This window comes from Emticicia aquatica (assembly GCF_923079645.1).
Lineage (GTDB): Bacteria > Bacteroidota > Bacteroidia > Cytophagales > Spirosomataceae > Emticicia > Emticicia aquatica.
Genome location: NZ_CAKLPY010000001.1, coordinates 1,036,897 through 1,052,142, shown reverse-complemented (window position 1 = coordinate 1,052,142; position 15,246 = coordinate 1,036,897). Strand labels below are relative to the sequence as shown.

At 32.7% G+C, this 15,246-nt stretch carries 9 protein-coding genes; 6 read left to right on the top strand and 3 right to left on the bottom strand.

The genetic code is table 11. The features are described 5' to 3' along the window. The first annotated feature begins 17 nt into the window (after nucleotides 1–17). Genes MJQ71_RS04570 through MJQ71_RS04560 form a run of 3 tightly spaced genes read left to right on the top strand, consistent with a single transcriptional unit; the run spans nucleotide 18 to nucleotide 7,094 of the window. Complete coding sequence (locus MJQ71_RS04570) at nucleotides 18–5,672, top strand: PAS domain S-box protein (RefSeq protein ID WP_238804905.1); 5,655 nt, start codon at nucleotides 18–20, stop codon at nucleotides 5,670–5,672. A gap of 2 nt (nucleotides 5,673–5,674) precedes the next feature. Continuing rightward, a complete protein-coding gene (locus tag MJQ71_RS04565; protein ID WP_238804903.1) occupies nucleotides 5,675–6,109 on the top strand; it encodes a response regulator in 435 nt (144 codons plus the stop codon). Between the two features lie 4 nt (nucleotides 6,110–6,113). After that, nucleotides 6,114–7,094 carry a response regulator gene (locus MJQ71_RS04560; RefSeq protein WP_238804901.1) on the top strand — a complete coding sequence of 327 codons (981 nt, stop codon included), beginning with the start codon at nucleotides 6,114–6,116 and terminating at the stop codon, nucleotides 7,092–7,094. 18 nt (nucleotides 7,095–7,112) lie between these two features. Here the strand turns inward: MJQ71_RS04560 and MJQ71_RS04555 are convergent, their stop codons facing one another. From MJQ71_RS04555 to MJQ71_RS04545, 3 genes are all read right to left on the bottom strand, one after another. Continuing rightward, nucleotides 7,113–8,342 (bottom strand): nucleotide sugar dehydrogenase, encoded by a 1,230-nt coding sequence (locus tag MJQ71_RS04555; protein WP_238804899.1) that lies wholly within the window; start codon nucleotides 8,340–8,342, stop codon nucleotides 7,113–7,115. Between the two features lie 48 nt (nucleotides 8,343–8,390). Next, nucleotides 8,391–9,413, bottom strand: coding sequence for a radical SAM/SPASM domain-containing protein (locus tag MJQ71_RS04550; protein ID WP_238804898.1), 1,023 nt, complete (start codon nucleotides 9,411–9,413; stop codon nucleotides 8,391–8,393). A gap of 146 nt (nucleotides 9,414–9,559) precedes the next feature. Then, a complete protein-coding gene (locus MJQ71_RS04545; RefSeq protein WP_238804897.1) occupies nucleotides 9,560–10,036 on the bottom strand; it encodes a response regulator in 477 nt (158 codons plus the stop codon). Between the two features lie 170 nt (nucleotides 10,037–10,206). Between MJQ71_RS04545 and MJQ71_RS04540 the strand changes: the two genes are divergently transcribed. The 3 genes from MJQ71_RS04540 to MJQ71_RS04530 all read left to right on the top strand — a co-directional run bounded on the left by MJQ71_RS04540 (nucleotide 10,207) and on the right by MJQ71_RS04530 (nucleotide 15,225). After that, on the top strand, nucleotides 10,207–11,553 hold the full coding sequence (locus MJQ71_RS04540) for a sigma-54-dependent transcriptional regulator (protein ID WP_238804896.1): 1,347 nt from the start codon (nucleotides 10,207–10,209) through the stop codon (nucleotides 11,551–11,553). A gap of 130 nt (nucleotides 11,554–11,683) precedes the next feature. Next, nucleotides 11,684–12,763, top strand: coding sequence for an FIST signal transduction protein (locus MJQ71_RS04535; RefSeq protein ID WP_238804895.1), 1,080 nt, complete (start codon nucleotides 11,684–11,686; stop codon nucleotides 12,761–12,763). Next, nucleotides 12,763–15,225, top strand: coding sequence for a PAS domain-containing hybrid sensor histidine kinase/response regulator (locus tag MJQ71_RS04530; protein WP_238804894.1), 2,463 nt, complete (start codon nucleotides 12,763–12,765; stop codon nucleotides 15,223–15,225). The genes MJQ71_RS04535 and MJQ71_RS04530 overlap by 1 nt, the downstream gene beginning before the upstream one ends. The last annotated feature ends 21 nt before the right edge of the window (nucleotides 15,226–15,246 follow it).

Genomic DNA, 15,246 nt, shown 5'->3' with positions numbered 1-15,246 from the left:
ATACACTACTAAAAGCTATGAATCTAATACATACACATAATATTTTTAAGGCGTTTCCTCTACCAAGTTTATTACTATCGGTCAATGATTTTACATTTACTATTAATGCAGTAAATACTGCGTACGAAAACGAAAATAGTATTGCTGCCAAAGCTATTCTAGGAAAAAGTATTTTCGAACATTTTATCTCAAATGGTACTGAACAAGGTCAAACAGCTCAGTTAGAAGAATCATTACTGAATACACTCCGCACAAAAGAAACACAAAAATTTGTTGTTATACAAAGTGTTCTCCACAAAGAAGCCACCAAAAAAATTGAAGTAAAATACTTTGAGATAGAAAATATTCCAGTACTTAATGATAAAAATGAAGTTGAAAGTATCATTCACACAATAAAAGATGTGAGTGAAAAATTCGTTTCAATGCTTGAAAAAGAACAAGATTTAGGCATTTATAAAACCATGTTCCAAAACTCATTAACTCCTTTTTTTATCACAAAACCTGATGGAACAATCATTTCTACCAACTATGCGGCTACTCAGTTATTCGGTTATACAGAGGCTGAACTTCAACAAATTGGCAGAGATGGAGTGATTGATCCTACAACGCCATCATTTAATTATTTTTTAGAACATCAACAGAAGAAGGGAAATATCCTCGGAGAATTCGTGGGAATTAAGAAAGATGGCAAAAAGATTCCGATTGAAGTTTTCTCGCAAATATTTCTGACCAATGAAGGTATCGAAAAAACTTTTACCAGAATTATTGATATTTCGGAAAAGAAGCGAGCTGAAGAAGAAGTGTCACTACTAATGAACAACACCGAGGAATCATTTATTTTAGTTGATACAAACCTTATAATCAGCACCTTTAATCAACAATTTAAAAATCTCTACAAACAATATTTCAATATCGAAATAAAAAAAGGAGCTTCAATTCTTGAATATTCACAGCCAGATAGACTTGAAAAAGTAAAAAAAATATACGAAAACGTTTTAGAGGGCAATAAAGAACAATCTCACCTAGGTGTTTGTGATAGAGATGGTAATAAATTATTGTTTTCAATAAAGTATAATCCAGCATACGATGGACATCAACAAATAATTGGCGTTTTTGTAACAATCTCTAATATAACTGAGCTTATTGCACTTGAAAAAAAGCAAAAAGCCCAAGAAGCTGATTTAAAAGCTCTGATTGAAAATACACCTGATTTTATCTATTCAATAGATGTCAATTTTAACTTGATTACATTTAATTCTTCTTTTTCAAATCTGATGAAGATGTTGAGAAATGTCCAATTGGAAAGAGGAATGAATGTTTTTGATTTATTTGGCGAGGAAAAAAGAGAAAAATACCTTCGTTTTTTTGAGATTATAAAAAAAGGAGAAAGACTGGTATTTGAAGACACTTTTTTACAAAATGAAAATATCACTTATTATGAAGTAGCGGCTAATCCTATTTTCAATGAAAAAAATGTGTTGATTGGTATCAATATTTTCTCAAAAGATATTACTGAGCAAAGGAAACTTAAACTTAAAGAAGAAGAGCAACGGGCGGAATTTAAAGCACTGGTTGACAATATGACCGACATTGTATATTCGTTGGACATGGATTTCAACATGATTACCTTCAATAAAGCGATGGTCGATGCTTCGATCGGTCTGATTGGGAAACCGCCTTATAAAGGGATAAACCTCCTCGAACATTATGCGATGGGAAAGGCTGATTTGCTAAAAAATAATTTCCAAAAAGCCTTTGAAGGAGAAAGCGTAACATTTATTTATGATGAAATGATAGCTGGGGTACTTCAATATTTTGAAGTGACAGTCAATCCAATTTTTAGTGATGAAAATATACAGACTGGATTTTCGGTTCTTTCTAAAATTATTACAGAAAAAGTAATTGCCGAAAAAACAACACAAGACACACTTCACCACCTAAATAATATCTTAGATTTGTCGTTAGATGTCATTTGTACATTTGATGATGAAGGCAAATTCGTCAGTGTAAATGCCGCTTCAAAAAAATTATGGGGTTATTACCCTCATGAACTTATTGGTAAATCATTTTTAGACTTTGTTTATCCAGAAGACAAAGAAAAAACCATTGAAATTTCTCTTAAAATAACATCAAATATAGAAGTTGCTCATTTTGAAAACCGTTATGTACGCAAAGACGGTAGAGTTGTTGATATATTATGGTCGAATAGATGGGAAAGTAAAAGTCGATTAGTTTACTGCACAGCTAAAGATATTACAGAAAAAAAAGCAATTGATAATTTACTGGTTGAATCGTTTAATCGCTATAAATATCTTTTTGAAAATAATCCTGCACCAATGTTTATTTTCGACTTTAAAACCTTGCAAATCATTGATTGTAACAATGAAACATTACTTAAGTATGGATACGAACGTGAAGAGTTTTTACAATTGTCCGTTAAAGATATTAGGCCGAAAGAAGATATACATTTCATTACTGAGGCAACTAAGAGCGAAGAAGCATTCAAATCATTAAATAGAAAAATATACAGACACAAGAAAAAAAGTGGCGAATTAATATCTGTCGAAACTGTTGGTCATTTAATGACTTTGGGAGAAAAAAGAGTCGTTTTGGTACAAATTCAAGACGTAACCGAACAAGTAAGAGCATTTAGAGAACTCCGAAATAATGAAGCAAAACTACGCACGGCAACAAATATTGCTAAGCTAGGTTATTGGCAGTTAAATCTAAACACTAAAGTTTTTGATATTTCAGAAGACATATTCAATATTTTTACTGGACTCCAAGAATCTTTTGTACTGACTTATGACTCATTTTTAAATGCTATACATCCAGAAGATAAAAAAAAATATGAAGAAGCTGAAAAACTGGCATTTAATGGTGAATCGGAAATTAATAATGAAATAAGAATCATTTTAAAAAATGGCAGTTTAAACTGGGTTAAAATCATTGGAAAATTCGTAAAAGATAATGATGGAAATGTATTTTTGTTAGAAGGAACTATCCAAGATATAACCGAGCAAAAAAATTCACAACTTGCTTTAGAAGAACGCAATATTTTTATCGAAACTGCCTTTGACAACCTGCCTATTGGTATTGCTGTTAATAAAATTGATGACGGTAAAAGTACGCTGATGAATAAAAAATTTGGAGAAATTTATGGCTGGCCACCAGAAATGTTAACCGATGTTCAGAATTTCTTCGAAAAAATATTTCCTGATAAAATTTATAGAGCCGAAATTAGTCAAAGAATCTTGACTGATATTGAAAGTGGCGACATAACCCGCATGAGTTGGGACGGAATCGTGATTACTACCCAAACGGGTGAAAAACGGATTGTTAATGGCAAAAATATTCCGCTGTATGACCAAAATTTAATAATTTCTTCTGTTGTCGATGTAACCGAAATAAACGCTGCTCAACAGAAAATCATTCAAAGTAATGAACGATACCGTTTGGCAACAAAAGCCACCTCAGATGCCATTTGGGATTGGGATTTAGCTAGTGGTACTTTATTTTGGGGAGAAGGATTTAAACAACTGTTTGGGTACAACGAAGATGAATTATCGTCAGATATTTACTCTTGGATTAGTCATTTGCACCCCGAAGATTCAGAAAGAATAAGCAATAGTATTAGAGAATTTATTGATGGAAATGACCTGAACTGGAAAGCAGAGTTTCGTTATCAAAAAGCTGATGGCCTGTATGCTTATGTAATTGCCAAAGGCTTTATTCAAAGAGATAATGATGGTAAAGCAACAAGGATGGTTGGTGCAATGCAAGATGTTACCAATCAAAAAGAGCGAGAGCAACAACTAAAACTATACGAATCGGTCGTGCTTAATACAAACGATTCAGTAATGATTACCGAAGCCGAACCATTCGATGAGCCTGGTCCACGTATTTTGTTTGTCAATGAAGCATTTACCAAAATGACAGGATATAGTGCTGAAGATGTAATTGGCAAAAGTCCTCGTATTTTGCAAGGGCCTCAATCAGACATGGAAGAGCTTAATCGACTCGGAACTGCACTACGAAATTGGCAACCGTATGAAGTCACAACTATCAATTATAAAAAGAACGGTGAGCCATTTTGGATAAATTTCTCAGTAACGCCAATTGCAGATGAAACAGGTTGGTATACTCATTGGATTGCTATTGAACGTGATATTACTGAAAAAGTAAACCATGAACAGCAACTGATAGAAGCCAATCGCAAAATAGTAAATACCCTCGAAAGTATTCAAGATGGTTTCTATGCTTTAGATAAAAATTGGGTTGTTACGTATTGGAACAAAGAAGCTGAAAAGCTTTTGAAAGTTAAACGTGAAGAAATTATTGGTAAAAATTTATGGCAAACTTTTAAGCAAATTGTAGCATTAAGATTTCATAATGAATATATCAGAGCTGTTGAAGAAAATACACCTGTGAGATTTGAGGAATACTTGTCTGATTTAGGAAGTTGGTTTGAAATGAGTGCCTTCCCTTCGGAAGATGGTATGACAGTCTATTTTAAAGATATTACTGAAAGAAAACGAAACGAACAAGAAATCAAATCTGAAAGAAATCTGCTTCGAACTTTGATTGATAATTTGCCAGATACCATTTATTATAAGGATACCGATGCAAGAAAGCTCATAAGTAATAAATTTGACTATTCGCTGATTGGAGCAGAAACTGAAGAGGAAGTTTTGGGAAAAACCGATTTAGAGTTATTCTCTTCAAATTTGACACACGAAGGATATAAGCATGACATTGAGATTCTGAAAACAGGTAAACCTCTAGTAAATTACGAAGAGTATTTCACTACACATAATGGGAATCCAATTTGGTTGCTCACTTCTAAAATGCCCATAAAAGACGACAAAGGTAAAATTGTTGGTTTACTTGGCATCGGAAGAGATATTACTGAACGAAAAGTTGCAGAAGAAAAGATAAAAAATGTCAATAATGAGCTTGAAAAATATGTCCAGCAATTGCTTATTTCAAATGCTGAACTCGAACAATTCGCGTATGTTGCTTCCCACGATTTACAAGAACCGCTCAGAATGATTACAAGTTTCTTGACTCAATTAGAAAAAAAATACAATGATGTGCTTGATGAGCGAGGAAAGCAGTATATTTATTTCGCAGTTGATGGAGCAAAACGCATGCGACAAATTATCCTAGATTTGCTTGAGTTTTCGAGGATTGGAAGAGCAGAAGATAAAATGGAATTATTAGATTTGAATGAATTAGTTAACGAAATACTAATTCTGCATAGAAAACAAATCAAAGAAAAAAAGGCTGTTATTTCGATAAATAACCTACCAAAATTGATAACCTCTAAAAATTACATGAGGCAAGTATTTCAAAATTTAATTTCAAATTGTTTAAAATATACCAGTACACAAGATGGAATTATTCCTGAAATAAGTATATCCGCAGAATCTTTTGAAAACCACTGGCAGTTTTCAATCGCCGATAATGGCATTGGCATTGACCCTAAGTATTTTGACAAAATTTTTATTATTTTCCAAAGGCTACACAACAAAGACGAGTATTCTGGCACAGGAATTGGACTGGCTATAACAAAGAAAATTATCGAAAATCTGGGTGGCAATATTTGGGTAAAATCAGAGGAAGGCAAGGGTAGTACGTTTTATTTTACAATCGCTAAACAAGATATATAACTATGAAATCAATCCATATTCTTTTAGTCGAAGATAATGTCGGGGACATTATGCTCACACTAGATACGTTTGAAGAAGGTAAATTTGCCAATAAAGTGAGTGTGGTAAAAGATGGAAAAGAAGCGATTGATTTTCTAAACCAAGTGGGAAATTATTCCAAAAGTGGCGTGCCAGATTTGGTATTGTTGGATATAAATCTTCCAAAAAAAAATGGACACGAAGTACTTCAAGAAATTAGAAATAACGAGAATATTAAACAAACACCCGTTATTATGCTAACAACTTCATCGTCAACTAGCGACATTGAGAAAGCTGATAAAAATCTTGCAAATGGATACCTCATCAAGCCATTTGAAATAAAGGATTTTATGAAAATACTATCCAAAATTGAAAATCTGTGGCTAAATATCGTAAAATTGACGAAAAAAAAGAATTAGGTTTATGAACAAAGATGCAACAAAGTTTGGTATTCTTGTTGTTGAAGATAATCTCGGAGATTTTGTACTGATTGAAGATTATTTAGAAGAACAGATTCTTGCACCTCAAATAATGCATCTAAAGACATTTTCTGAGGCTCAGCAACTTTTCAAAAATAACAAAATAAACTTTGATGTCATACTATTGGACTTAACTCTTCCTGATATGAGTAGAGAAGCGTTAATTTCAGAAATGATTCTAATGGCCAAAGGAATACCTATTATTGTGCTAACTGGTTTTTCGGATGTTGATTTTGGAACAAAATCACTCTCTTTAGGCGTTGCAGACTATTTATTAAAAGATGATATTACTTCTACTTCACTTTATAAAAATATTATTTACACCATTGAGCGAAAAAAGAAGAAATTAGAGTTAGAAGAATCTGAACAAAGATATAGTGATTTATTTCATCTCAGTCCACAACCTATGTGGGTTTATGAATTTGATTCTTTAAAGTTTCAAGACGTAAATAATGCTGCTATTGAACATTATGGTTACAGTAGAGATGAATTTCTGTCCATGACTGTCAACGAAATTAATATATCTTCTCAAGAAATAGCTTCAATTTGTAAACATCAAAAGAAAAATGGGGAGATTATCCAAGTCGAATGTAAACAGAATTCGATACTTTTCAAAGGTAAAAAAGCAAATCTGGTGATTGTAAATGATATTACAAAAATCACCAACTACATAAATACGATTGAAAATCAAAATACGAAACTACAAGAAATAGCGTGGATGCAATCGCATGTTGTTAGAGCTCCATTAGCAAGAATGATGGGTTTGATTGACCTTATTCAAGATGAATCAAGCACCGAATCAGAAAAAAGCGATTTACTAGAAAACCTTTTAGGTTCAGCCTTTGAGTTGGATAAAATTATCCGAGAAATTTCGAGTAAAACGCATGAAGCAAAAGTTTCAGAAACAAAGAAAATTGATTTTTGAACGAAAAATTTCATCCTATCAATTTTTTTTAAAGGCAAATTGATTAATATCAAAAATTAAATATCCTTCTTTTCCAATTTTTGGAAACTCAATTTTTTCAAAAATCTGATGGTGTGTAGCCTTTATAATAAGATGATAATGATTTTCATCATCTATGTTTGTAACAAAATAATTATCTACAAACACTGACATTGGGTCATAAACTTTTACATTTAACTGATTTTCCAACAAAATATTAACTAAAATTGGCACTAATGACCCTTTTACGCTCGGAGTATTTGGTTTATAAGTAATTCCCAAAATAAGGATATTCGGCTTCTTTTCGTTTGGAAATGTTTGTTTGAGTTGCTTCATTACAAGATTCGCAATGGTTTGTGGGAAAGCATCATTTATTTTTCTAGAAATGCTCAATACATTTTCATTTTCTTCAGAAAGGTAATTCAAGTAATGGGATGCCAACGGCAAACAATCTCCACCAACAAGCCCAGTATGAAATTTAAGAAAATTCCATTTACTACTACTAGCGTTCCAAACTTCGTCAAAAGGAATATCGCTCTTTGATAAAATATTTGCTACATTATTCATGAAAGCAATATTTATATCTCTTTGAGCATTTTCGAGTAATTTGGCAGCTTCAGCTACTTTAATTGAAGAGACAGAATGCGTACTTTCAACTATTGATTGATATAATTGGTCAACTTTTTGTGCCGTTGCGGCATCAGAACCAGCCGTTATTTTGACTGTATTTACTAACGTATGAATCGGGTCGGCGGTGTTTATTCGCTCTGGAGAATAGCCTACAAAAAAATCAATATTGAATTTTAAAGCACTAAACTGCTCCAAAATCGGCACACAAATATTCTCAGTACAGCCAGGAAAAACGGTTGATTCAAAAATCACTAAATCATTTTTTTTGAGAAGCAATGCTATATTTTTTGTAGCAATAAGCAAAGAATCAAGGTTCGGCTTACCGCTAAAATCAACAGCCGTTTCAACCGAAATTATATAAATATTGCAATTTTGGAGATTTTCTAAGACATTCGTAAAAATAATATTTTCAGAAATACTTAATTTATTAGTGCTTGGATTTCTTGCATCAATTCCATTTTTAAGAGATAAAATTCGGTCTTCATCAACATCAAAACCCATTGTTTTGTATTTTTTCCCGAACTCTATTGCCAAAGGTAATCCAATATTTCCCAGCCCAATGACGGCTATTTTATTCTCTTTCAATGTTGATTCCGACATAATTTTACTCCATTTGTGAGCTTACTTTCTCTTTTGACAAAATGCTTATTAACCCCAAACTTTCGTACCTTCAGTGCAATTTTTACACATTTCAATCTCAGCTCGAGCCGTCGTGAGCGATTGACGGAACGTTTTGTACTTTTCGTTTTGCCAAATATCTTTGAATGACTGCTTCTTCAAATCCCCCAAACGATAAGTTGCATCTTTATCAAAACAACAAGGCACAACCAAACCATCCCAAGTGATAACACACGAATGCCACATTTTCCAGCAATGATCGAGCAATTTGTTTTTTATTTTATAAGTCCCATCAGTATTTTGCTTGTAACGAGCATATTTTTCAATACTCGGAATCAAAGCTGATCCTTCCTCATAGTCATAAATCTGTGCCGTTTTAAACGCCACTTCATCAACTCCTAATTCATGAGCCAATTTAACAACATCGTCTAATTGATGTTCGTTGGGTTTCACTACTAAAAACTGAAATATGACATGAGGCGTTTTTGAATTTAGCTCTTTTTTCCAGCGTAAAATATTTTTTGTCCCTTCAATTACTTTTGCTAAACTCCCTCCTATTCTGTATTGTTCGTACACTTCTTGGGTTGTTCCATCAATAGAAATAATCATTCGGTCTAAACCTGATTCGATGGTTTTTTTAGCATTTTCATCATTTAGGTAATGAGCATTTGTAGATGTTGCGGTATAAATTCCTTTAGCTGCAGCATACTTAACCAAATCAAGAAATTGTGGGTGCAGATAAGGTTCGCCTTGAAAATAAAATATTAAGTATAGTAACGTATCAGAAAGTTCATCAATAGTTTTTGTAAATAGACTTTCTTGAAGCATTCCAATCGGGCGAGTAAAACTACGTAAACCACTGGGGCATTCGGGGCAACGTAAATTACAAGAAGTTGTTGGTTCAATTGATAAGGCAATGGGCAAACCGCGATGGACTGAATTACCCGTTATTTTCGACTCAATGTAACTTGAAACATTTTTCAATGCATTCCACGCTCGTGCAGGGGTAACTTTAGAAAAAAAATTTAAGCCGTCTTGTATATTTCTGTTCATTTTTCAATCTCACATTCAAAAAGCATCTTTTAAACTAAGAGTTTCTGCTAAATTCATTCACAATATCTCGAAATATAAGACATGAATCTCAAATTTACTAGCAGATGCCTTTTTTCCAGCAAAATAGCCATGACTAAGTTGTCAATTTATTTATGTGAAATATTTCTAAATGTAGCCACTGTATTTCTAAAGTCAATCGTTTTGGTAATATCATTGCCTTCAAAATTTAAACTTGGCACATAAACTTCTTTTTCCAAATTACCTAGTTGCTTAATTATACTCAACAATAATTCGTTGGGTTTAAAGGGTTTTGAAATATAATCATTAGCTCCAATATTTAAACATTCGCTTTGGGATTGCAAGTTTTTTTCTCCTGAAATTACAATCGTTGGAATATGACAATAAATCGGGCTTGACTTTATTTTCCGAATAAAATCCTTTCCATTTTCATCGGGCAAATTCAAATCCGTAATAATAACATCAACCAAAAGACCTTTTTGAAGCAAAGTTTGGGCATTGCTTATACGATTACACAAAAACAATTCAAATTTTGTATGTAAGCAATAATTAATCAAGCCTAATATCATCTCGCTATCATCAATTACTAAAAGTCTTTTCTTCATGCTACCTGTTTTTTAAAAATAAGTATTCCAAATCACTATCCAAAATTATAAAATCATGCAAATGCCTTATAATCAAACAAATACAGTACCATAAAATAAGTTTCCATTCCAATATTTGGAATAAAGCTTATTTTTGTGGAAATTTAATCACTAACTGTACAACATTATTAATGGAAAATCAACAGACGATTTTTGTGGTAGAAGATGATACCTTTTATGGAGCCATGCTCGAGTATCATATTACACTTAACCCAGATTACGTTGTTGAAAGATTTGAAACAGGAAAAGATTTACTAGATAATCTTTATCGAAGGCCTGTTATTATAACTCTTGATTATTCGCTGCCCGATATGGATGGCGAAACAATTCTCAAAAAAATCCAAAAAGAATACCCAGAGATTCCAGTCATCATTATTTCAGGACAAGAGGATATTTCAACAGCGGTACAATTGCTAAAAAATGGTGCTTATGATTACATCACAAAAGGTATCAATACCAAAGAACACCTATGGAATTCGATACTAAAAATCAATGAAACACTAAAACTTCGTACCGAAATTTCGCAATTAAGAGCTGAGGTAAGAAAAAAATACGAATTCGATAACATCATCAAAGGTAATAGTCCTGCTTTACTTAGGGTTTTTTCGATGATGGAAAAAGCTGCAAAAAGTAATATCAATATTTCAATTTATGGTGAAACAGGCACTGGAAAAGAATTAGTTGCGAAAGCTGTTCATCATAATTCTGCTAGAAATAAAAATGCATTTGTGGCTGTCAATGTAGCCGCCATTCCAAAAGAATTAGTTGAAAGCGAACTATTTGGTCATGAAAAAGGAGCATTTACAGGTGCAACAAACCGTCGCATTGGGAAATTTGAAGAAGCCAGCGGCGGAACGCTTTTTTTAGATGAAATTGGCGAAATGGATTTAACCATTCAAGCAAAAATTTTAAGAGTTTTACAAGAACAAGAAATTGTAAGAATTGGCGGTAATCAAGTTGTAAAAGTTGACACTAGAATCATTGTTGCTACACACCGAAATCTGGCAGAAGAGGTTCAAAAAGGCACTTTCAGAGAAGATTTATACTATCGTTTGCTTGGACTAAATCTGCACTTACCACCATTACGTGAACGAGGAAATGACATTTTATTGCTTTCAAAATTTTTTGTAGAAGAGTATTGTAAGAAAAACCGACTTCCTAAAATTAATATTTCAAATGAAGCCGCACAAAAATTATTTGAATACAGTTTTCCAGGCAATATTCGTGAATTAAAAGCTGTAATTGAATTAGCTTGCGTAATGTCTACTGATAATATCATAAAATCCGAAGATATAACTTTTAACTCCATCAAAGCAGAAAAGGCTTTTTTATTAGAAGAAGTCACCCTAAGAGAATATACTTGCCGAATTATCCGTCATTTTCTTAATAAGTACGATAATGATGTACTATTTGTTGCTGATAAACTTGACGTTGGTAAATCAACTATCTATAATATGATTAAAAATGGGGAAGTCTGATTTTCCAAAAAATGGAAAAAAGTCTTTTTTTTGGAAAAAACAAAAATACTAACATACTCATTATCAATCTTTTATATATCAGGCACAATTTCTGAAACAACATTATTGTACGTGTCCTATTATAAATACAATGTATTTTAAAGATATTCAGGATATTACCGATTCTTCGCTTGAGGAATTACGTAATAGTGGTTGTTTATTAGTTTTCATTGCAGACAAATCTAAAGCACAAGCTAATTCCTTGATTGCATTTTGTAATCAACATGGTTTGAAAATTTTTGGTGGAATTTATCCATCGATTATTCAAGGAACAACAAGTTTTGAGGATGGTTTTTTGATGATACAAATCCCTGAAGTTGAATATGTTTTAAAATTTGATAATTTGGATGAATCAAATTTTCCTAAAATAGCTAATTTGGAAGACGTCAGAACTGCATTACTACTGACCGATGGATTAATGACCCAAACTGATAGTTTTTTAAGAAAAATATATGGTGTATTAGGCAGTAACATGAATATTGTTGGTGGAGGAGCTGGCTCTTTGAGCCTTCGACAAGAGCCCTGCCTTTTTACTAATGAAGGACTTTTTCAAAATGGAGCTGTGGTTGCATTGCTTAAAACTAAAAGTAAAATCGGCGTAAAACATGGCTGGAAAGCGTTTGCAGGCCCATTTATTGCCACATCAACCGAAAAAAATATAATCAAAGAACTCAACTGGCAACCAGCATTTGAAGTTTATAAAAAAGTAATTGAATCTAATTCAAGTGTAAAATTTACAGAAAATAATTTTACAGAAATTGCAAGAACTTTTCCTTTCGGAATTTATAAAGAAGGTGCTGAATTCATCGTTAGAGACCCTTTTGTAGTAAATGATAACAATGAAATCATTTGTATTTCGGACATTCCAGAAAATTCAACTTTACAAATTTTAACTGGTTATCCCGAAACATTGATTGAAGCAGCAAAACATGTTGCTGAATCAACGTTAACAAGAGAAAACTTATCAAATTTAATGATTTTTGACTGTATTTCCAGAGTATTATATTTGGATGAACGCTTCGAGGACGAATTACAAGCTATACAAGAGGTTTATAATTCTTCAATATGCAACATTAGAGGAGTTGCCACGCTCGGAGAAATTGCCTCAACGGGAACTGGGTTTGTAGATTTTTACAACAAAACAATTGTTGCAGCCTGTCTTTATAACTAATGGAAAAAGTAATCAAAATTGACATTGTTCAGGAATTTTCACAATTATATGAATTGTCGCTATCTATTGGCAATTCACTTAATTTAGTTGAAACTTGTGAAGATTTTTTAACTGTCTGGATGAGACAGAAAAATGTTGATTTTGGTTCTATTTGGTTCAAAAATGAGATTATAAATAAACCCAATTCAGATAATTATACTCTAATTTATGCCAATCCCGATTTCAGAATTGACCAAAAAGAAATTACACTTAACCACGAAATAGTAACCCGACTCGAAGAAAATATGGCCATTTTCGTTAATAGCGAAATGGCCAATTTTCAAGAGTTTAACTTTGAAAAAAATATTACTTCGGGTACTTATTGGCTAATTCGATTACCAAACTTAGGATTTATTAAATTTTATTACACTGAGAATAACTTCTCTCAAGCTGCTTTTGATACGAATGAGGCAAAAAAGGCTGTCAAAGTAATACAAAAGTTTAGTATTGCTTTGCAGTCTTGCCTACTTCACAATCAAGTTCTAAAAGAAACTGAACAAAAAATCCTCTATCAAACAGAACTCAAAAAACTAGCAATTGTTGCCGAAAAAACTGATAATGCCATAGTGATTACAGATGCTTTTGGTAAAATCGAGTGGGTGAATGTTGGTTTTAGTCGCATTTCAGGCTTTTCGCTGGAAGAAGTAAAAGGAAAAACACCAGGGCATTGGCTTCAAGGAAAAGAAACAAATAAAGAAACAATCAAATTTATTCGGGAGCAATTGAACCTCCGCAATAGTTTCAGAACCGAAATATTAAACTATAATAAGAGTGGAGAAAAGTATTGGATAGAACTTTCTATTCAACCTATATTTGATGACAATGGCATTCTGACCAATTTCATTGCCGTTGAATCAGACATCACTGAACGAAAACGTTACGAAACTGAACTACAACTTGCCAAAGAAAAAGCCGAAGAAGCAAGTAGAGTTAAGCAAGAATTTTTATCAGTGGTAAGTCATGAGATTCGAACGCCCCTTAATGCAATTATGGGCATGACAAATCTGATTCTGAAATCTTCACTTACTCCACAACAGATTGATTATATTAATACGCTTCAAATTTCAGCAGAAAATTTACAAGGAATTATTAATACAATTTTAGATTTTTCTAAAATTGAAACTGGTAATATGACTTTGCAGAAGATTCCATTTAATCTCAAGAAAATCCTCCAAAGTATTATTAATAGCAATGAGTTTAAAGCTGAACAAAAAGGGCTTGGATTTTTCTTGAAATTTGATGAAAAAGTTGATATCACACTCATCGGAGACCCAATTAGATTGAGTCAAATTTTACTCAATTTGGTAAGCAATGCCATCAAATTTACTGATAATGGTAAAATTGTCATCGAAGCAAGGCAAGTAACAAAAATGAATAATGCTCTTGTGGTAGAATTTAGTGTTTTGGATACGGGAAAAGGAATCACTGGTGAAAAACAGAAACTTATTTTTGAGAGTTTCACACAAGAAGATTCTAGTATTAGCCGAAAATATGGTGGAACTGGCTTAGGTTTGAGTATTTCCAAACAATTAGTTGAGCTAATGGGCGGTGATTTAAGAGTAAAAAGTGATGGCATCAATGGTTCTATATTTTCATTTGTGGTCGGATTCCCTATCAGTCAAGTGCCTTTAATTGAGAAAAAACAGCAAGATGCCGCAACAAATGTTCTGTATGGCAAAAAAATACTTTTGGTTGAAGACAATGCAATGAACCAATTTTTTGCTCAAAAACTACTTGAAGGTTGGGGAATAAAAGTCGAAATAGCTCAAAACGGTTTAGAAGGAGTCGAAAAGTTTAGAGCAAAGCATTATGACTGTATTTTGATGGATATTCAAATGCCTGAAATGGACGGTTTTCAAGCAACAAAAATTATTCGCCAAGAGGATTCGTTAATTCCAATCATTGCATTAACTGCTCTATTGATTCGGGATGAAGTTGACCATTTTAGGGCTGCTGGCATGAATGATTACATTATAAAGCCATTTGTAGCAGACGAATTACAAGAAAAACTTATCCTTCATATTCAACAGCCACAAAATTATTCCATTTCTACTCCAAATGTTAAGGAAGAAGTATTTGAAAAATCATACAATAACTTATTGTTAATGCAAATGATGAAAGGAAATACTGCACAGGTTAGGCAAATGGAGGACCTTTTCATTGAGCAATCAGAAGAGATTATCAGTCAAATGAATGACGCATTTGAACAAAAAAAATGGAAACAAATTGGCTCATTAGCTCACAAAATGAAGGCTTCTATTGATATGCTACAAATAAATACGTTGAAACAGCCTATCAGAATACTCGAAATGCTAAGGAAAGATGAAAGCAAAATAGATGTAGATAAAATTGAAAGAACACTTAATCTTACTTCAAATACGTTGGTTCAAGTGTGTGAAGAAATGCGTTTAAGTCATCAATAACTCTATTAATGATGCTTTTTT

Coding starts and splice junctions, on each gene's coding strand:
- MJQ71_RS04555 (WP_238804899.1), bottom strand. CDS start 8,342: ATGTCGGAATCAACATTGAAAGAGAATAAAATAGCCGTCATTGGGCTG.
- MJQ71_RS04535 (WP_238804895.1), top strand. CDS start 11,684: ATGTATTTTAAAGATATTCAGGATATTACCGATTCTTCGCTTGAGGAA.
- MJQ71_RS04540 (WP_238804896.1), top strand. CDS start 10,207: ATGGAAAATCAACAGACGATTTTTGTGGTAGAAGATGATACCTTTTAT.
- MJQ71_RS04530 (WP_238804894.1), top strand. CDS start 12,763: ATGGAAAAAGTAATCAAAATTGACATTGTTCAGGAATTTTCACAATTA.
- MJQ71_RS04550 (WP_238804898.1), bottom strand. CDS start 9,413: ATGAACAGAAATATACAAGACGGCTTAAATTTTTTTTCTAAAGTTACC.
- MJQ71_RS04570 (WP_238804905.1), top strand. CDS start 18: ATGAATCTAATACATACACATAATATTTTTAAGGCGTTTCCTCTACCA.
- MJQ71_RS04565 (WP_238804903.1), top strand. CDS start 5,675: ATGAAATCAATCCATATTCTTTTAGTCGAAGATAATGTCGGGGACATT.
- MJQ71_RS04560 (WP_238804901.1), top strand. CDS start 6,114: ATGAACAAAGATGCAACAAAGTTTGGTATTCTTGTTGTTGAAGATAAT.
- MJQ71_RS04545 (WP_238804897.1), bottom strand. CDS start 10,036: ATGAAGAAAAGACTTTTAGTAATTGATGATAGCGAGATGATATTAGGC.